Source organism: Nocardia citri (assembly GCF_054065835.1).
On sequence record NZ_JBSUQM010000003.1, the window covers coordinates 365,523 to 384,716 of the forward strand.

At 66.7% G+C, this 19,194-nt stretch carries 17 protein-coding genes; 16 read left to right on the plus strand and 1 reads right to left on the minus strand.

The genetic code is table 11. From position 1 onward, the window contains the following. The first annotated feature begins 53 nt into the window (after positions 1-53). The 12 genes from ACW2Q0_RS07590 (at position 54) to ACW2Q0_RS07645 (ending at position 11,740) form a co-directional block, all read left to right on the plus strand. Positions 54-2,147 carry an acetate--CoA ligase family protein gene (locus ACW2Q0_RS07590; RefSeq protein ID WP_457187578.1) on the plus strand — a complete coding sequence of 698 codons (2,094 nt, stop codon included), beginning with the start codon at positions 54-56 and terminating at the stop codon, positions 2,145-2,147. Further along, positions 2,144-2,929 (plus strand): citryl-CoA lyase, encoded by a 786-nt coding sequence (locus ACW2Q0_RS07595; protein ID WP_457187580.1) that lies wholly within the window; start codon positions 2,144-2,146, stop codon positions 2,927-2,929. The genes ACW2Q0_RS07590 and ACW2Q0_RS07595 overlap by 4 nt, the downstream gene beginning before the upstream one ends. Positions 2,930-3,016: 87 nt before the next feature. Beyond that, complete coding sequence (locus tag ACW2Q0_RS07600; RefSeq protein ID WP_457187582.1) at positions 3,017-4,312, plus strand: Rieske 2Fe-2S domain-containing protein; 1,296 nt, start codon at positions 3,017-3,019, stop codon at positions 4,310-4,312. Further along, positions 4,309-5,481: a Gfo/Idh/MocA family protein gene (locus ACW2Q0_RS07605; protein ID WP_457187584.1), complete on the plus strand. Its 1,173-nt coding sequence runs from the start codon at positions 4,309-4,311 to the stop codon at positions 5,479-5,481. Before ACW2Q0_RS07600 ends, ACW2Q0_RS07605 begins: the two co-directional genes overlap by 4 nt. A gap of 74 nt (positions 5,482-5,555) precedes the next feature. Continuing rightward, positions 5,556-6,443, plus strand: coding sequence for a PDR/VanB family oxidoreductase (locus ACW2Q0_RS07610; RefSeq protein WP_457187586.1), 888 nt, complete (start codon positions 5,556-5,558; stop codon positions 6,441-6,443). 24 nt (positions 6,444-6,467) lie between these two features. Further along, on the plus strand, positions 6,468-7,463 hold the full coding sequence (locus tag ACW2Q0_RS07615) for a DODA-type extradiol aromatic ring-opening family dioxygenase (protein ID WP_457187588.1): 996 nt from the start codon (positions 6,468-6,470) through the stop codon (positions 7,461-7,463). 26 nt (positions 7,464-7,489) lie between these two features. Then, positions 7,490-8,584, plus strand: coding sequence for an amidohydrolase family protein (locus tag ACW2Q0_RS07620; protein WP_457187590.1), 1,095 nt, complete (start codon positions 7,490-7,492; stop codon positions 8,582-8,584). Then, positions 8,577-9,215: an RraA family protein gene (locus ACW2Q0_RS07625; protein WP_457187592.1), complete on the plus strand. Its 639-nt coding sequence runs from the start codon at positions 8,577-8,579 to the stop codon at positions 9,213-9,215. The genes ACW2Q0_RS07620 and ACW2Q0_RS07625 overlap by 8 nt, the downstream gene beginning before the upstream one ends. Next, positions 9,212-9,610 (plus strand): RidA family protein, encoded by a 399-nt coding sequence (locus ACW2Q0_RS07630; protein WP_457187594.1) that lies wholly within the window; start codon positions 9,212-9,214, stop codon positions 9,608-9,610. Before ACW2Q0_RS07625 ends, ACW2Q0_RS07630 begins: the two co-directional genes overlap by 4 nt. Beyond that, positions 9,603-10,271, plus strand: a complete 669-nt coding sequence (locus tag ACW2Q0_RS07635; RefSeq protein ID WP_457187596.1) for an RraA family protein — start codon at positions 9,603-9,605, stop codon at positions 10,269-10,271. The genes ACW2Q0_RS07630 and ACW2Q0_RS07635 overlap by 8 nt, the downstream gene beginning before the upstream one ends. Then, the gene (locus ACW2Q0_RS07640) at positions 10,268-10,933 is read left to right on the plus strand and encodes an RraA family protein (protein WP_457187598.1); all 666 of its coding nucleotides are present in this window, start codon (positions 10,268-10,270) and stop codon (positions 10,931-10,933) included. Before ACW2Q0_RS07635 ends, ACW2Q0_RS07640 begins: the two co-directional genes overlap by 4 nt. An 18-nt stretch (positions 10,934-10,951) precedes the next feature. Beyond that, on the plus strand, positions 10,952-11,740 hold the full coding sequence (locus tag ACW2Q0_RS07645; RefSeq protein WP_457187600.1) for an IclR family transcriptional regulator: 789 nt from the start codon (positions 10,952-10,954) through the stop codon (positions 11,738-11,740). 95 nt (positions 11,741-11,835) lie between these two features. Here the strand turns inward: ACW2Q0_RS07645 and ACW2Q0_RS07650 are convergent, their stop codons facing one another. Next, entirely contained in the window at positions 11,836-12,882 is a 1,047-nt protein-coding gene (locus ACW2Q0_RS07650) for a CaiB/BaiF CoA transferase family protein (RefSeq protein ID WP_457187602.1), read from the minus strand. A gap of 331 nt (positions 12,883-13,213) precedes the next feature. On the opposite strand from ACW2Q0_RS07650, the gene ACW2Q0_RS07655 reads away from it, so the two are divergent. The 4 genes from ACW2Q0_RS07655 to ACW2Q0_RS07670 all read left to right on the plus strand — a co-directional run bounded on the left by ACW2Q0_RS07655 (position 13,214) and on the right by ACW2Q0_RS07670 (position 19,118). Continuing rightward, a complete protein-coding gene (locus ACW2Q0_RS07655; protein WP_457187604.1) occupies positions 13,214-14,323 on the plus strand; it encodes an NAD(P)-dependent alcohol dehydrogenase in 1,110 nt (369 codons plus the stop codon). Positions 14,324-14,354: 31 nt separating this feature from the next. After that, positions 14,355-15,773 carry an aldehyde dehydrogenase family protein gene (locus tag ACW2Q0_RS07660; RefSeq protein ID WP_457187606.1) on the plus strand — a complete coding sequence of 473 codons (1,419 nt, stop codon included), beginning with the start codon at positions 14,355-14,357 and terminating at the stop codon, positions 15,771-15,773. Positions 15,774-15,894: 121 nt separating this feature from the next. Further along, positions 15,895-16,704, plus strand: coding sequence for an IclR family transcriptional regulator (locus tag ACW2Q0_RS07665; protein WP_457187608.1), 810 nt, complete (start codon positions 15,895-15,897; stop codon positions 16,702-16,704). Positions 16,705-16,877: 173 nt separating this feature from the next. Continuing rightward, positions 16,878-19,118, plus strand: coding sequence for a CoA transferase (locus ACW2Q0_RS07670; protein ID WP_457187610.1), 2,241 nt, complete (start codon positions 16,878-16,880; stop codon positions 19,116-19,118). Positions 19,119-19,194: the final 76 nt, after the last annotated feature.

The following is a 19,194-nucleotide window of genomic DNA, read 5'->3' on the forward strand; positions in this document are numbered from 1 at the left end:
ATTTCGTAAGATTAATCGAAATATCGTGCATGGCACGTGATGGAGGAGTCAGCGTGACAGTCGATCTGAAGGCACTGGTGGACCCCGGGAGCATTGCGATCATCGGAGCCTCCGACCGCCCGGGCAGCCTGGGCGCTCGAAGCGTGGAGAACGTCTTGGTCCACTCGAAGTTCGACGGCGACACCCACCTGATCAGCAAGTCGAAGCCGGAGATCGCCGGTCGGACAACCTTCGGCTCGATCGCGGACGTCCCCGGAGAGATCGATGTCGCGATGCTCGTCGTACCGGCTGCCGCCACCCTCGGTGTCCTGCGCGAGTGTGCCGAGGCGCGCGTCAAGTTCGCGATCGTGTTCACCTCCGGCTTCGGCGAGATGGGAGCCGCGGGAAAGGCCGCCGAACGCGAGATGCTCGCCATCGGCCGCGACAGCGGTATGCGGATATATGGGCCGAACTCGCCCGGACTGTGCAATCTGAACAAGCCCCTGGGCATGATGTTCTCCCCGTCCTTCCAGGTCGACCAACATCCCGGGGCAATCGGGCTCGCGACACAGGGCGGCGGAATCGGCCGCTGCTTCCTGCAGGGCATGGAACGTGGCGTCGGCGTGGGACTGTGGGCCTCCACGGGTAACGAGGTCGATCTGACTGTCGCGGACTTCATCCGGTACATGGCGGACGCCGACGACCTCACGACGATCGCGACCGCGATGGAGGGGATCAAGAACGGGCCGGACTTCATGGACGCGGTGATGTACGCGGCCGAGCGGAACAAGCCCGTCATCGCACTCAAGGTCGGACGAAGCGAGTACGGTGCACGCGCGGTCGCGTCGCACACGGGCTCCTTGTCGGGCGCGGTCGAGGTCAACCGGGCAGCGCTGAAGCAGGCCGGGGTCGTCGAAGTCGACGACATCGACCAGCTGATCGACACCGCATCGCTCTTCGCTCGCCGCAGGCCGACCGGCACCGGATCGGTGGCGGTGTACGGCTTCTCCGGCGGTGGCTGCGCGATGACCGCGGACGCCGTCGGCGCCGCCGGTCTGGATCTGGCCGTCTTCGGCGAGCAGACGCTGGCGGCGCTTGGTGACGCGCTGCCCGAGTACGCGGCGATCAAAAATCCGGTCGATGCCACCTCCGACATTCTCACCCGGCCCGAGATCGGCGCGGCGAGCCTGCTCGCGACGGCCGAGGACTCGAACGTCGGCGTGGTCGTGTACCCGTTCCCGTGTGATTACGACCAGCTCACCGGCGGTATCGCGGCAGCAATCGTCGAGACGCAACAGCAGACGCGAACCCCGATCGTCCCGATCTGGATGAGTGATCGGCTGGGCCCCGGATTTCGCGAACTGGTCGCTGGGGGGATGACCCCGATCGGCAGCATCGAGCGAGGGATCGCGGCGGTGCGGCGCTGGGCGGACTGGCCCGGTTCACGTCCGGCCGAGGGGTGGCGCCCGATCGGACCGGGCCCCCGCAAGCACGCCCGCACCTCGACCGAGGTGCGGGGTAAGGAACTTCTTGCCGCACACGGCATCACGGTTCCCAGGGGACGGCTGGCCCGCACGCCCGAGGAAGCCGCCGATATCGCGCGTGACCTCGGCGGATCCGTGGTCCTCAAGGTGGTCAGCGCTCAGATCACACACAAGTCGGACGTCGGCGGCGTTGTCGTCGGGCTGACCCAGGACGCGGTCGCGCAGGGCTACAAGTCGATCATCACCGCCGTCGCCGAAGCCGCACCGTCCGCGGTCGTCGAAGGCGTCCTCGTGGAGGCGGTCGCCGACGACGGTGTGGACGTCCTGATCGGTGTCACGCAGGACCCCACCTTCGGCCCGGTTGTGACCTTCGGGCTCGGCGGGATCTACGTGGAGCTGTTCGCTGACATCTCCCGGCGCCTGCTTCCGCTGACCCGAGAGTCGGCGTTGCGGATGGTCGGCGAAACCAGATGCTCGGCGATCCTCGACGGTCTGCGCGGCGGAGCCCGCGCCGATGTGGAGGCGCTCGTCGACCTGCTGATCGCGATCTCCGACCTGGTGGTCGCCGATCACGATATTCAGGAGCTCGAAATGAACCCGGTGCGAGTCCATCCGGACGGACAAGGCGTCACCGTCCTGGACGTGGTGCTGGTCCGCGGAGAGGGCGAGGAGGTCGCCGCATGATTTCCACCGAGATCGGGACCACGACGGTCGACCGCATCACAGTACGCGGACACGATCTGGCCCATGAGCTGATCGGACAGATCGACTTCGTCGATATGATCCTTCTCGTCACACTCGGCCGGATGCCGGTCGGCAACGAGAAGGAAATGATCAACACCATTCTCGTGACCGTCACCGACCATGGGCTCACGCCCAGCGCGACCGCCGCCCGGCTGACGTACATGGGAGCGCCCGAGGCGCCGCAAGCAGCGGTCGCGGCCGGGTTGCTGGGCGCCGGGAGCGTATTCCTCGGCGCCATGCAGAACGCGGCCGAGATGCTGCAGGACGCGGCCGGGGGATTGACCGACGAGTCCAGCGAGGAGCAGATCGCACAGGCCGCACTGGCCTTCGCCCGCAAGCGGCGGGAGCAGCGACGTCCGATGTACGGGCTCGGCCACAACATCCACGTCCATGGGGATCCCCGCATCCCCGCACTGCGGGCGGTCAGTGAACGCAATGGGTATTTCGGCCTGTGGTGGCGGCTGCTGCTCGCTCTCGAGGCGGCAACCGACTCCGTCTACAGCAGGCGGCTGGTCGTGAACACTGCGGGCGCGGTCGGCGCGATGGTCCTGAGCATGGATCTGCCCACCCATATGGCCCGGGGACTCGCCCTGATCGGCCGCTGCGCCGGGCTGCTGGGCCACATCCTCGAGGAACAGGAGCATCCGACCGGGCAGGAGCTCTGGGACCTGATCCTTCGACAGGATCCCCGCAACGAAGTCCCCGGGAAGTTCGGCGCCTGAGTAGGCAACGGCACTGGTCAGGAGGCAAGGAAGATGCTGCGCGCTTCGGCGAATGAATCATTGTCACGGGTTGGACCGGGCTCCGCGATGGGTGAGCTGTTCCGGCGGTTCTGGCTGCCCGCAGTGACGTCGGCGGAACTGAGCGAGCCGGACGGCCCACCGGTTCGCTTGAAGATCCTCGGTGAGCACCTGGTAGCGTTCCGCGATTCCAGCGGCAAGGTCGGCATCGTCTCCGCGTACTGCTCGCACCGGCTGGCGCCGCTGTTCTTCGGCCGGAACGAGGAATGCGGACTCCGCTGCGCATACCACGGCTGGAAGTTCGACGTGGACGGCAACTGCCTCGAGACACCCAACGTCGAGGTCGGTGCGCCCGATATCCGCTCCCGCGTCGGCATCACGGCCTACCCCACAGAAGAGCGGGCCGGGGTGGTGTGGATCTATATGGGTCCGGCGGACAAGCGCCCGCCACTGCCGGGGATGGAGTACGCGAACCTGCCCGGTGAACAGGTCTACGCCGCGCGCTGGTTGCAGCGTACGAACTGGTCGCAGGGGCTGGAAGGCGAGATCGATTCGTCGCATATCAGCTGGCTGCACCGCGACTTCGACCGCGGGAACTCGCGGCAGAAGGCCGCCGGATCCCAGATGTCCGCCGACGCCGCTCCCTACATCGAACTCCGGGAGACCGAATACGGTCTGGTGTACGGCGCCCGGCGATCCCTGGACGACGGCACGTACCAGTGGCGGGTCACACAGTTCATCGCCCCGATGTTCAGCCTCATTCCGCGGGCGCCCGGCGAGTTCACCCAGGGTGGCGGTCGCGCATGGGTTCCGATCGACGACAACCTGACCACGGTGTTCACCTTCGGCTACCACGTCGACGGGCCCATTCCCGAGAGCGAGCATCGGGACTACTACGGAAGCGGCGCCCTCTTCCCGCCACGGATGATCAAGGGCGCCTTCGTCTGCCCCGACGACTACATCATCGATACTTTCGTGCCGCTGGCCACGAAGGAGAACGACTACCTCGTCGACCGCGAGATGCAGCGAACCCAGAACTTCACCGGGATCTGGGGCGTCCACGACCAGGACCGCGCGCTCGCCGAGAACTCGAGGGCGCTGGCCGGCAACCCCGGCATCGCCGACCGTACGCACGAGCACCTCGTCAGCTCGGATCGCGCGGTCGTCGCGGCGCGTAGGTTTCTGCTCAACATGGCGGACAAGCTCGCGGGGGGCGAGGAGCCCGAGATCATCCGCCGCGGAGACGAACTCTTCCGCGTCCGGGCCATCAGCAGGGTGACCTCGATCGACAACTTCGACGAGTTCGTGGACGCCTTCGGCGGCGAACTGACCCCCGGCCTGGCCGGGGCACAGGTCGGCCGATGAGCCGGCCGATCGGAATCGCGGTCGTCGGCCTGGGGCTGGCCGGCGGCGCGATGGTCCCTGTGATCAAGGCCCACCCAGGCTTCCGGTTGGTCGCGGCCGTCGACCCGGCGGCGGAGCTGCGCTCGTCCTTCGAGACCAATGAGGCTCTACCGGCCGTCGCCGACATCGCCGACCTGTGGAAGCTATCCGATATCGAGGCCGTCTACATTGCCTCTCCGCACCGATTTCATCGCGACCAGACCGTTGCCGCCGCCGCGACGGGCCGGCACGTGATCGTCGAGAAGCCGATGGCGCTGACACTCGCCGATTGCGACGACATGATCCGCGCGGCGGCATCCGCGGGCGTGACCCTGGTCGTCGGGCACACCCACGGCTTCGACCCGGCGATCTCGTGGATCGCTGATGCTGTGAGGTCCGGACGATACGGCGCGCTGGGGATGATCGGCTGCTGGACCTTCACCGACTTTCTCTATCGGCCGCGCCTGGCCGCGGAACTGGACGAGCAGCGCGGCGGCGGGATCTGGTTCAACCAGGTCCCGCACCAGGTGGACTGCCTGCGCACGATCGTCGATGCCCCCGTGCGGTCGGTGCGGGCCATCGCCAGCCGGCTCGATCCCAGGCGGGGCGCCGCCGGCTCCTGCGCGGCGCTCATCGAGTTCGACGGCGGTATCGCGGGCTCACTCGTGTACAGCGGCTACGACCAGTTCGACACCGACGAGTTGTACGGCTGGGTGGGCGAGGGCGGTAGCACCAAGGCCGCGTCGCACGGCGTCGCACGGCGCCGGCTGGCGGGACTGTCGACAGCGGAGGAACAGTCGGCCAGACGGCGCCAGTACGCCTACGGGCACCGCCGGGTACAGCAGCCGGCTCGGCACCCGCACTTCGGTGAGCTCGTGGTCACCTGCGCCGAAGCCGACCTTCGGCCGACGCCGGAAGGCGTCGTGGTGTACGGCGCCGTAGGCGCGCAGCCGGTGCGCGTACCGCTGGGCGTGTGGGCAGGCCGCGGAGACGTCCTCGACGAACTCTTCGGCGACGTGCGGCTGGGCCGTCCGGCATGCCATGACGGCGCATTCGCGAAGGAGACCGTGCGGGTATCCACGGCACTGCTTCGGTCGGCCCGCGAGGGCCATGAAGTGACTATGAACGAAAGTGGGTGTGGACGGACATGACTGCCGCGACGAACACTCGAAGGTTACGAGTTGACGCTGTCCGCTTCGAGGCGCACGGCATCCTGTCCTACGAGTTGGTCGATCCTGATCGAGGCGAGCTCCTGCCGTTCGACGCGGGCTCCCACGTGGATCTCGCGCTACCGAACGGGCTGATGCGTAGCTACTCCCTGGCCGGTTCCCCATCGGACCGTCGGCGCTACATCCTTGGCGTCCACCGCACCCCGGGCAGCCGGGGCGGGTCGTCGTGGATCCACGACAACCTCCGGCCGGGCATGCTGGTCGAGGTTTCCGAGCCGTCGAACAACTTCGAGCTGGACGAGTCCGCACAGACCTCGATCCTCGTCGCCGGCGGCATCGGGATCACGCCGATGCTGGCCATGGCGCACCGGCTGGAAGAACTACAGCGCAAGTGGCACCTCTACTACGCGGTCCGCGAGCGCTCCCTGATCGCGTTCGGCCGGGAGCTGGAGGGCCTGGCCACCGGGAGCTGCGGTGAGATCACGCTCCACGTCGACGCCGAGGACGGCGGGGTTCTGGACATCGACGCGATCGTTCGCAGCGCGGGGCCCGGTACACATGTCTACTGCTGTGGACCGGCGCCGATGCTCGCCGCGTTCGAGAACGCCACGTCCCACCTCGACGCGAAGTCGGTGCATGTCGAGTACTTCACCAGCGACGTCGAGGCGGACACGACTGGTGGATTCGAGATCGTTCTGAGCCGGTCCGACCTCGTTCTGGAGGTGCGGCCCGGGCAAACGATCCTGGAAACGATGCAGGACGCGGGGGTCGAGGTCCCCTTCTCGTGCACCGAGGGGATTTGCGGTACGTGCGAGACCGGCGTGCTCGAGGGGATCCCGGATCACCGTGACCTCGTCCTGACCGAGTCCGAGAAGGCAGCGAACGACGTCATCTTCGTCTGCTGTTCGGGCAGCAAGTCGCCGCGCTTGGTACTCGACGCTTGATCAACCCAGGAGATGGAGTAAGCCATGGCCGAGATCGTGCTCGGAATCGGCACGTCGCACAGCCCACTGCTGGCGATAGATGCCGCGATGTGGGCGGAACGAGCGCAAGACGACTTGCGCAAGACCGAGCTCCATCTGCGGGATGGGCGGGTCATCACCTACGACGAGCTGCTGACCGAGTCCGCCGGTCGGTACGCCGCCGAGGCGGCGCCCGGAAACTTCGAGAAGCAGGCGCAACAGGCACAGGAATCGCTCGACCGGCTCGCCGCGGCCGTCACGGAGGCTGAGCTGGACGCCCTGATCGTCATCGGTGACGACCAGGAGGAACTCTTCAGCAAGGCCCATATGCCGGCCATCGCGGTGTTCAACGGCCCGGAGGTCGTGACGCATCCGAAGAACGAGGTCAACCCGAACCTGCCCGGCTGGTACCGCCAGGCGAACCGGGGCTATCTCATGGACGCTGTGCACACGTACCCCGTGCGGCAGGATGTCGCCGACGCGGTGATCGGTGGGCTGATCGAGCAGGGCGTGGACGTTGCGGTCGCCTCCGACGTACTCGATCCGCACCGGGCAGGGTTCGGTCATGCCTACGGATTCGTCATCGACCGGCTCGTGCGAGACGTCGCGGTACCGCTCGTGCCGGTCATGCTGAACACCTACTTCCCGCCCAACGTTCCGCGTCCGTCGCGCTGTTACGACATCGGTCTGCAGATCAAGAGGGCGGTCGAGGCCATGCCGGCGCAACTGCGTGTCGGTGTCGTCGCGTCCGGCGGTCTCACCCACTTCGTCGTCGACGAGGGGCTGGATCGCGCGATTATCGACGGCCTGCGGGACAAGGACGAGCAGGCGTTGCGCACTGTGCCGCACTACTCCCTGACCTCGGGTAACTCCGAGATCCTCAACTGGATCATGACCGGCGCCGCCGTCAACCACCTCACCCTCGTCCAGGACGACTACATCCCGGTTCGCCGCACGCCGGCCGGTACCGGAATCGGTCTGGCCTTCCTGATCTGGCGATGACGGAAAGAAGAGAGCAGAGATAACCGATGATCATCGATGCCCACGGCCACCTCATCACACCGGCGTCCGTATTCGGGATCCGAACCGTGCTTCAAGCCTCCAACGGTCAGCACTCCAAGCAGTGGTACATCGACCGCTACGTCGACGACGACGAGCTCACAGCCTGCGCGGCCAAGGGCGTGAAGCTGATGGACCAGGTCGGCACCGACGTGCAGCTCATCTCGCCCAGGCCGTTCGTGCTCATGCACTCGCACCCCGTTGCCGAGGACGTCGCACTGTGGATCGGACTCCAGAACGACCTCATCCACCGGGCCGTGTCCCAGCACCCCACGCGGCTGCGTGGTGTCGCCGGGCTCCCGCAGGTCAGCGGAGAGCCGATCGAGATCGTGTTCGATGAGCTCGATCGAGCCGTGGGTGAGCTGGGTTTCGTCGGAGTCCTGCTCAATCCGGACCCGGACGAGGGAGGCGGGCGGTCCCCACGCCTTTCCGACCCCTACTGGTACCCGCTGTGGGACAAGCTGGTGGAGCTGAAGGTTCCCGCGCATATCCACAGCGCTGGTTGCCGGGGCCGGGAGACCTACGACGAGCACTTCTCCAGCGAGGAGAGCCTCGCGGTGACCTCGCTCGTGCATTCGGAGGTATTCGATCGTTTTCCCGATCTGAAGGTAATGGTCAGCCACGGTGGCGGTGCGATTCCGTACCAGATCGGCCGATGGCGTGCGCACTGGTGGCTCGACCTCGCCACGAAGAAGAAGCACATCAAAGAGTACTTCGTCGAGCTGGAGAAGGCGGGGACGGCCGGCCTGCCGCTGCCCGATGCGCCGGCTGATCTGACTTCTTTCGACGATGCGTTGCGTCAGCTGTACTTCGACACCGACGTTCACGCTGCGGAGTCGCTCGAGCTCCTGTTCAAGACGGTCGGGACCGATCGCACCCTGTTCGGCACGGAGCGGCCGGGCAGTGGGGGAGCGATCGATCCCCGAACGGGCCGGTCGTTCGAGGACTTCAAGTACACGATCGATCGCATCGACTTCCTTACCGATAAGGACCGCGAGCACATCTACGAAACCAACGCTCTGGAAGTGTTCCCGCGTCTGAAGGAGGCCTTCGGCGATGCCTGATCCGATTCCGGACGCCCTGCTGAAGGAGGCCGCGCGATTCCCGTCCGCAACCCTGCACGAGGCGGCGGGCCGGGCTGGGGCATTGCCCGGATACATCGGCCCGGTCCGACCCGGCATGTCGGTCGCGGGGCGGGCCTACCCGGTCTCGGGCCCCGGTGGCGACAACCTCTGGCTGCACCGTGCCATCTACGAGTGCGCGCCCGGTGACGTGATCGTGGCAAGCGTCGGGCCGGAGCGTGACTTCGGTTATTGGGGCGAGGTCATGGCGGTCGCGGCGATCGCACGCGGCATCGCGGGCCTGGTGATCGACGGCTGTGTCCGAGACGCCGTCCAGCTCGAGCAGCGGGGCTTTCCGGTGTTCTCGTCGGGACTGTGCATCCGCGGCACGGTCAAGAATCCGATCGGCTACGGCACCCTCGGCACACCGATCACCGTCGGTGAAGTCACCGTGCGCCGAGGCGACCTCGTCGTCGGCGATGCGGACGGTGTCGTCGTCCTTGCCGGGGACTCGGTTGCGGACGTGGTGGGGGCGAGCGCTCGGCGCGAGGAGAAGGAAACGCATGTCTTCGCTCGCCTCGGGGCCGGCGAACGTTCGCTCGACATCTACGACATGCCGAGGCTCACGCGGTGACTCGTCGAAGTTTTCAGGTCGCCGGTCTCGACCACGGGACGAACCCGACGCCGGTCGCAAGTCGCGTCGGACCTCTCGTGGCGACCGCGGCGATCCAGGGATGGGACCGCGAGACCAAGCAACTCCCGGCCGATCTGGGCGATGAAGTGAGGCTGGCCTTCGAGAACCTTCGTGTCGCGCTCGAAGCCGCAGGGGCCGGACTAGACGATGTAGTCCACATCAACGTCTTCGCCGCGTCCGGTGCGGTACGCCCCCACCTGAACGATGTGTGGTCCCGTCACTTCCCGGACGAGTCATCGCGCCCCGCGAGACATTTTGTGCAACTGGAGTTGCCGGCGGGCATGCGCGTACAGCTGGAAGCGACGGCTTACATATCGGAGGACACAGATGAGTAGTACGTCAACGGTGCTCGCACGACTCGAGGGGGTCGACGCGTGCGCGGTCTCCGACGCCCTGGATCTGCTCGGCGCGTCCGGCGTAGCGCTGGGCCTGCAGCGGCTCACCACTCTCGATGCCGTCCGCGGTCGCGTCATCACGGTGAAGCTGGTTCCGGCCCAGTTCGGGCAGAAGTCGGCCCGCCACCTGGGCGCAAGCGCGATCGAGGCGGCCCGGCCCGGCGACGTGATCGTGATCGACCACGGCGGCCGTGCCGATGTCTCTGGCTGGGGTGGCAATCTCTCGCTCGCGGCGGTTGCGGCGGGAGTTCGAGGGGTCATCATCGATGGCGCTTGTCGTGATGTGGACGAGAGTCGCGAGGTGGGCCTGCCCATTTTCGGGCTCAACGGAGTGCCGCTCACCGCGCGGGGGCGTGTGGTCGAGCAGGCGTGGAACGTTCCGGTGACGATCCGTGGCGTCCGCGTCGATCCCGGCGATTTCGTCGTGGCCGACGGGAGCGGCGTGGTGTTCATCGCCGCCGCCGATGCGGATCGGGTTCTCGGGGCAGCCGAACAGATCGTCGGCAAGGAAAAGCAGATGGCGGAGCGAATTCGCAACGGAGACCCCATCTCCGAGGTGATGGGCGCACAGTACGAAACGATGCTGGAGGCACGGGCATGACGATGTCGGTCGAGGACGTCTCGGCGGCGCTCGCGGACCTGAGTTGCACCGATCTGAGTGACGCCATGGACAAGCTGGCGATTCCGGGGCAGTGCCTGGGGATCATGCCACTGGATCGGAGTTTCCGGCTGGTCGGTCAGGCGTGGACGCTGCGATACGGCCCGGTCGGCGAGGATCCCGGAACGGTTGGCGACTACATCGACGACATCGGGCCGGGCAGGGTCGTCGTGCTCGACAACCAGGGTCGGCTCGACGCCACGGTGTGGGGGGATCTCCTCACTATGACGGCCAGTAAGCGCGGCGTCGAGGGAACGGTGATCGACGGGATCTGTCGCGATATCGACAGAGCACTCGAGCTGTCGTATCCGATCTTCTCCCGGGGAAACTGGATGCGGACGGGGAAGGATCGAGTCCAGGTGGAGGCCACGGGCGAACCGGTCACTATCGGGGGTGTGCGGGTCGAAGCGGGCGACTGGCTCGTCGGCGACGGGGACGGTGTGGTGAGCGTTCCGATGGCCCGGGTCGAGGAGGTCGTCGCCGTGGCGAACAACGTCCGTGATGCCGAGGAACGAATCCGCCGGGAGGTGGACTCCGGGTCGTCGCTGCGGGCTGCCAGGGGGGTGGTCGGCTACCATTCTCTGCAGACGCACGCGTCGGGCTGAGAGTGACGAGGAGAATTGGTGGCGAGAACTACGCAGCGGGTCAGCCCTACCGAGCAACGCCGACCCTCGCCTACCGTTCCCGCCGCGGCACGCGCCATGTCGCTTTTCGAAACCTTCGCCATCGAGCGGCGTGCCATGTCCAAGTCCGAGCTCGCTCGTCTGCTGGATCTACCCGAGAGCAGTACGTCCGATCTTCTCAATACCCTGCTCGAACTCGGTTACGTGACACGGACGGTCGCGACTCGCCGCTTCTATCCGACCGGCCGTCTGTTCACTGTCGCGCGGTCGATCGTCGAGAACGACCAGATCGGCGCGTTCGCGGAGGAGGCCGTCGGGCACCTCGCGGCCCGTACCTCCGAGACGGCGGTCTTCGCCGTCGTCGACGGGGACCGGATCCGGGTGGTGGGCGCCGCGCAGGGAAAACATCGACTGCGCTATATGGTGCACGTCGGCGACACCTTCTCGATCCACGGCACCGGGGTGGGCAAAGCGCTTCTCGCGACGATGGAACCCGCGGAGCGAGGCCGGCTCCTGCGCCTGAAGCCATTGGCGAAGCTGACTCCGAACACGTTGACCGATCCCAGGGAGATCGAGGCCGACATCCAGAAGGCGTCGCCGAGAGGCTGGTTCGGTACACGTGATGAGGGAACCGTCGGCGTGAGTTCGATCGCGGTGTGGGGTCGGATGGGCCTGGAGTTCGCTGCGCTGGGCATCATCGGTCCCACCGACCGGATCGTCGGCAGCGAACAAGCATTGATCGACCAGGTGCTGGAGACCCGGGCCACTGTGTTCGGCTCCGAGGAGTAAACCGGGCTGTCCGCTCGCTGTCGATCAGGTGCGGTCAGTGGAGTAATCGCGTTGACGACGCACTGATCGGGAAGGACCTGATGAGTGCGGCGGCGTCAGGACTCGGTCCCGTCCAGCCCGGCCAGGCGAACCGGGAAGCGCGCCACGGTGGTGTCGCCCCGCTCCTCGAACAGGCCACGCACGCGTGAGTTCTCGGCTGCGGCTACCGTCACCGGTGATTCGACGAGCGAGACCGGGACGTCCCGGTCGCGCAGTCGGCGCAGCACCTCCGCGGTCCCGAGAAGTGCGACCGCGGCGCCGATCATGTCGTTGATCTCGCTGCTCGCCGCAGTCCGCTCCGTGCGCGTCGCGGTCAGCAGGTCGGCGTCGAGACCGAGTTCGTCGGCGAGCGCGCGCCAGAACTTGTCCTCCAGCGCCGCGATGGCGATCCAGTCGCCCTCGGCGGTCTCGAAGGCGCCATAGGCCGGTTTGGCCAGCGTCAGCGCGCGGCTCTCGCTCACAGTGGCCCTGCCCCGCGCGCGCAGGTTCGGTGCCACCGTGTTCATCCAGTGCGTCAGGCAGTCGGCGATCGACACATCCAGGTGCTGGCCACGGCCAGTCGTCTGGCGCTGAACGTAGGCTGCGAGCGTCGCCGTCACCGCGTACATGGAACTGGCGAGATCACCGATCGGGGCTCCGACAGCATTAGCGGGTACCCGATCGCCGGAGATGGCGAGCAGACCCGATGCCGCGAGGTAGTTCAGGTCGTGGCCCGGTACGTGGGCGTACGGCCCTTCCTGCCCGAAGCCCGAGAGCGACACATAGATGAGGTCCGGCCGGCGGTCTGCGAGTTCGGCGTACCCGAGGCCGAGACGATCCATGACTCCGGGACGGAAGCCCTCCACCATCACGTCGGCCTCCTCGATCAGCTCGAGGGCTGTGTTCTTATCGTCTTCGTTCTTGAGGTCGAGGATGTGCACCGACTTGGCTCCGTTGAGCGCGTGCCATACGGCCGGCTGGAGGTTGAAGGTGACATCACGCAGCGGCCGCTCGACTTTGGTGACGTCGGCGCCGAGGTCGGCGAGGCAGTGGGTGAAGAAGGGGCCGGGCACCGCCTCGGAGAAGTCGACGACCCTGAGTCCTGCCAGCGGGGGCGTTGTCATACCGCATCCCTCCTCGCCTGTCCATCTGCTCATGGCCAAGTGGCGAGCAGTGCAATATCACGATATGACGTAAAGATACACGGATTTTCGTATACAAAAAGCCTTGTTTTTGGGTGATGCTTGCATTGTAATGCCGGTGAATCGTGCGTCCTCAATCTCGCAGAATCATAGATCAATGACGATGTTTCGGTGTATAGTTCGATATCTCGTGAGTATGGCGCAGGTCACCGGCTGCCACAGCGAGAGATCGACAATATTTCGCGCCGTACCCGGCGCTCGAATCGGTCAGAGGCCCGCAGTGGGCCGGCCGAGTGACGACAAGGAAGTCTTCATGCCGATCATTCAAGCCGCGGTTGCGGTGGCCAAGAACGCCCCGCTCGAACTCCGGGAACTCCGCCTGGACGATCCCAGGCCGGATGAGGTCCTGGTACGGATGCGGGCAGTGGGGGTTTGCCACACCGATGCCACGGTGCTCGAAAGCCCGGAGTTCCCGCCGCCCTTCCCTGCGGTTCTCGGCCACGAGGGCGCCGGCGTAGTCGAAGCCGTCGGAGCGGACGTCGACCACGTGAAGCCGGGTGACAAGGTTGTTCTCTCCTTCGGCTCCTGCGGTCGGTGCCGCAAGTGCGTGCAACGTCACCCCGCCTACTGCGACGACTTCAATTCGTACAACTTCTTCGGCGTCCGTCTCGATGGTTCACCCACCCTCTTCGACGGCGACGAGCCGCTCAGCGGGCACTACTTCGCGCAGTCGTCGTTCGCCACCCATGCGCTCGGTCACCGAAGCAACGTGGTGAAGGTGGACGACGATATGGACCTCGACATCGCGGGCCCGCTCGGCTGCGGACTGCTCACCGGAGCGAGCAGCGTGCGCAATATTCTGCGGCCCGACGAGGGTGACTCCTTTGTCGTCTACGGTGCCGGCGGGGTCGGATACGGGGCCCTCATGATGGCCAAGGTGATGGGCTGCGACCCGATCATCGCGGTGGACATCAATGATCAACGGCTGGCACTAGCCGAGGAACTCGGCGCCACCCACACCATCAACGGTAAGGACGCGGATCTGGCCGATCGGATCCGCGAAATCACCGAGGCGAACCAGGGTGTCGACTGTGCGATCGACACCACCGGGCTCAGCACGATATGCAAAGTGGGCGTCGAAACCCTGCGCCGCGGCGGCCGTCTCGGTCTCATCGCCTCCCACCGGCAGGACGGGGTGGGCCTCGACGTCGCGGCGATCCCATTGGGCGCGTACGTCTATGGCGCTGTGATGGGTGATGCGATCCCAGGCGAAATGGTGCCCTTGCTCGTCGATCTGCACAGGAAGGGGCAGTTCCCCGTGGACCGCCTCATCAAATTCTACGACCTCGAAGACATCAACCAGGCGTTCGCCGACTCCGCCGATGGTTCCACCATCAAGCCTGTCATCCGCTTCCCCCGATGATCTGCATCCCGTCACCAGAAAGACCGAAACGATGATCCGCCCCAGTTACACCCAGACGATCAACGGCAAGCCTGCTGACAACACCGCATTCTTCGACGTGATCAACCCGGCCACGGAGGATCTGGCCGGCCAGGCTCCCGAGTGCACGGACGCCCAGATCGAAGAGGCCATGGCGGCCGCCGTCGCCGCCCACCGAGGGACATGGCTCCGGGACAGGGCTCGAGTCGGCGAAGCGCTCGGCACGGCCGCGCAGATCCTATCGGCCAATGCGGAGGACCTCGCCGGAATCCTTGTCGCCGAGCAGGGCAAGCCCTTCGGAGCCGCGGTCGGCGAGGTGCTGGGCTCGGCGGCTTTCGTCCAATTCTATGCCGGGTTCGAACCGACGCAGGCCCAGCTCGGAGACGGTACGACGACCAGGGGGCGGGTGAGCACGCAGCCCATCGGCCCGACCCTGGGGATCACCGCCTGGAACATCCCACTGCTGCTGGCTTTCGCGAAGATCGCTCCTGCCATCGCGGCCGGCAACCCGATCATCGTCAAGCCCTCGCCGTACACGCCGCTGTCCACGCTGCGCGTCGGTGAACTGCTGCGGGAGGTGTTCCCTCCGGGCGTCCTGCAGATATTGACCGGCACCGATGCACTGGGGCCGAAGCTCACCACCCGTCCCGAGATCCGCAAGATCAGCATGACCGGATCGATGGCGACCGGAGCGAAGGTCTATGCGGCCGGTGCGAAAGACTTCAAGAGGATCACGCTGGAACTCGGCGGCAACGACGCCGCGATTCTGCTGGAGGACTTCGACACAGCGGCTATGAGCGAGCGACTGTTCGCAGCCACGTTCGACAATGCCGGGCAGTTGTGTATCTGCGCGAAGCGGATCTTCGTCCCGCGGGACCGGGTGGACGAGATCGCCGCGAGTTTCGCCGAGCTGGCGGCGAAAGTGGAGTTGGGGCCGGGCGCCCAGGCGAACGTCACCATGGGTCCACTCCAGAACAAGGCGCAGTACGACAAGGTCACCGGACTCATCGAGGACGCCGTCGCGCAGGGCGCCACCATCGTCAGCGGTGGCAGGCGGCTGTCCGGCCCAGGCTATTTCATCGAGCCGACCATTCTGAAGGGCTGCACGCCCGGCATGCGGGTAGTGGACGAGGAGCAGTTCGGCCCGGTCATGCCGTTGATCGCCTACAGCGATCTGGACGAGGCCCTGGCGCAGGCCAACGGGACCGAATTCGGTCTGGGCGGCTCGGTCTGGGGCGCCGATGTGCCGCGCGCCGAGGGGGTCGCCGCTCGCATGTACTCCGGCATGGTCTGGGTCAACTGCCACGGGGCCGGCCAGTACCCCGACCAGCCGTTCGTCGGTGTGAAGTCCTCCGGACTCGGGGCCGAACTCGGTTCGTGGGGGTACAGCGGGGCGAGTGACCTGCGAGTCGACTACACGACTCTCGGATAGGAGTGAAACCCGAAGGGGGATTCGGCGGCGGGATACCCTGGCAAATGCACGACATGGCGTCATTAGCTACGATATCGCGTGGAAGAGCTTCGCATGACGCACAGGTGACTGGGGAGGAATTATGGCGAGGGCGGCGTCCAACGGATCCTCGGGCCGGGCCATGCGTGCGGCGCGTGGCGCCACGCCCTCCAGCGGCATTCCGGTCCCGGCGGCCGCACGCACCATGGCGCTGTTCGAGATTTTCGCCAGGGAGCGCCGGGAATTGACGAAATCCGAGGTCGCCAGGCTGCTGGACCTGCCGGAGAGCAGCTCCTCCGATCTGCTCAACACCCTGCGCGACCTCGGCTATGTCAGCCGGACGGTCACGACGCGGCGGTTCTACCCGACCGGCCGGCTGCTGGCGATCGCGAATACGATCGGCGAGCAGGGCCTCTTCACGGCCTTCGGTGTCGAGGCGACGAGTCTGCTGGCCCAGCGGTCGGGTGAAACCGCCGTCTGCGCGGTGATCGACAGTGCGCGGATCAAGGTCGTCGCAGTTTCCGAGGGCAGGCACCGACTGCGGTACGTCATCGACATCGGCGACACCTTCACGATCCATGCCACGGCCATCGGAAAAGCGCTGCTCGGGGTGCTCGAGGACGACGATATGGCCCGCACCTTGCGGCTGCAGGCGCTGAGTCCCCGGACGCCGTACACCAAGGTCGATCCGCGAGAGGTCGAGGAACAGGTGCGGGCTCAGCGCGAGCTCGGATGGTACGGCGCGGTCGACGAGGGCACTGTCGGAGTCAGTTCGCTCGCGGTCTCGGGACGGGTGGGTGGTCATGCTGTCGGGTTAGGCATCATCGGCCCCAGTGAGCGGATCGCGGCCGAGATGGACGAACTTCGCGTGGGTCTTCTGGATGTGCACGCGAGCGTGTTCGGCGACGGCTGACACCGAATGATTCGTGGTGCCAAGCACTTGGTTATCTACGAAATGCTGTTTAGTATTCCGATGTAACGAGGCTTTGGGGTTGGCCGGGTCGGACAGCTGCCGCCGATTTGCGTGCGCGGTTGGACGCGGCGGCGGGAGCCGCATACGGAGATGAGGCCGGCGGGATGAACAGCATGACCAGTCCGCGGATCAGTCGCTTGCGCGCCGTGGACCTGGGTTCGGGGCTGCCGGCGGCCATCGTGGCCAAGGTCCTCGGCGAGCTCGGCGTCCGAGTGACCCGTGTGATGTGGCCGGGCGACAGTCTCGCGGCCCACGCCCCCGCGTTGCGCACGTCGACCGCCCCGTGGACCGCGTGCGGATCCGCCGACGTGGAATCGGTACTCGCGGAGTCGGATATCTGTGTCTGCGGTCCGTCCGGGGAGGCCGCGGCACGCGGCCTGACCGCCGAGATGCTGCGCGACCGATTCCCGAAACTCGTGGTACTGGACATCGTCGCCGAGGAGGTCCACGACGGGCCCGAGGTTCCGGCTGCGGAATTACTCGTCCAAGCCCGCAACGGGATGTGTTTCGAGCAGTTCGGCGACCGGCCCACCCAGCTCGCCTTTTCCCCCGGGACTTTCGGCGCGGCACTGTCCGGCCTGCTCGGGCTCTGGGCCGCTCTTCTCGAACGGACGGCCACCGGGCAGGGCTGCCTCGTGCGGACCTCCCTTCAGCGAGGGATGACGCTGATGTGGCCGCACCTGCTTCTCACGACGCAGCGGCCCGACCCGGTGTTCGATCGAGTCCCACCGAAAGACGTGCGGCACTTGATCTTCCGCTGCGCCGACGGCGGGTTCGTCCAGATCGTGCTCGGGGCGCCCGGTGCGCTGGCCGCGCTCTACCGACTGCTGGGCGTCCCCATCGAGGTGGACCCGGGCGATCCGGGTGCGCCCGATCCGTCGCGCGGCCCCGGCAACTTCTTCGCCGATCGCATGTTGCTGGAGCCATTCTTCGCCGCCATTCCGCACCGGGAACTTCTCGACCGGCTGGCTGCGGCCGGGCTGCCCGCGGCACCGGCACTCGAGCCGGGTGCGTGCTTCGACGACGAACAGGTCGCCGCCACCGGCTACCTGCGCGAAGATGGTTCAGGACGGCGTTTCGTCGGCAACGTACTCGAGTTGAAGGCACTCGAGACCGGTCGGCCCGCACCGACCCGGAACCTGGGTCCGGGCGAAGGCCCGCTGCGTGGGATACGAGTGGTGGACATCGGAAATTTCGTCGCCGGGCCCTTCGCTTCCCGGTTGCTGTCCGATCTGGGCGCCGACGTCATCCAAGTGGAGCCACCTACCGGGATAGCCAACTTGACCGGTGCGCGGAACGTGTGGGTCTGCACCCGTGGCAAGCGCAGCGTCCGGATCGACCTCAAGGCCGCCGAGGGGCGGGCCGTCCTCGGCGATCTGCTCAGCGACGCGGACGTTTTCCTGCACAATTTCCGGCCCGGTGTGGCGGAGCGGCTCGGTCTCGACGCCGCTACCTTACGCACCGACTACCCCGACCTCGTCCACCTGCACACGACGGCGTTCGGGGAGACCGGCCCGCGGGCCGGCCAGCCCGGGTTCGACATGGTCATGCAGGCGCTCGCCGGGCACGAAGTGCGCGCCGGCGGGGTCGGCAACGACCCGCTCTGGTACCGGTCGCCCTTCGTCGACTACGGCACAGGCGCACTCGGCGCGGTGGCGATATTGGCGGCGCTGTACGAGCGTGCCGCTGGCGGCGGCGCGGCGGAAGTGAAAAACAGCTTGCTAGGTACGGCCCTGTTCTTCGCCGCGGGGGCCGTTCGAGATTCGGACGGTACAGTCACCGGCGCCCCACTGCTGGCTGCGGACCGCACCGGCTTCCATCCGGCCGAGTCTCTCTACCAGACTCTCGACGGCTGGATCGCCGTATGGGCACCCGATGCCCCGGGGGCGCGGGCTCTTGCCGAAGTGCTGAACCTGACGGACCTGGGCCCCCGGGGAGCATGGAACCAGAGCAGTAGGGAAAGGATCGCCGGGCGGTTCCGCTCGATGAACACCGTCGAGGCTCTCGCGTCCCTGGCACGGCATCGAGTCCCGGCGGTGCGGTGTGAGCGGGATCCAGTTGTGCGGCTGTCCGGCATGCGTGCGGCCTGGGATGCCGGGCTCGTCGCCGAGACCTACGACCCCCGGTATGGCCGTGTGTGGGGTTGCTTCGGCCCGCCGGTCGTGTTCGAGGATCGGCAGCCGCGGCGTGACGGTTTCGCGCCGGCCCCGGTGAGCGGGTCGAACACGTGTGGGGTGCTGGCCGAACTCGGTTACGACCGGGTACGGATCGACGAGCTGGTCGCCGGCGGCGTGTGCCGCGTAGCGGACCCACGCGTGGAATCGCCCTCGCCTGAGCCCACTATCATCCGCTGAATCTTCGCGCCGGCTTCGGCCGACCACGGGATCGATCCCGAATATTGCATCCGTTGATCCTGTTGTATCAATCACT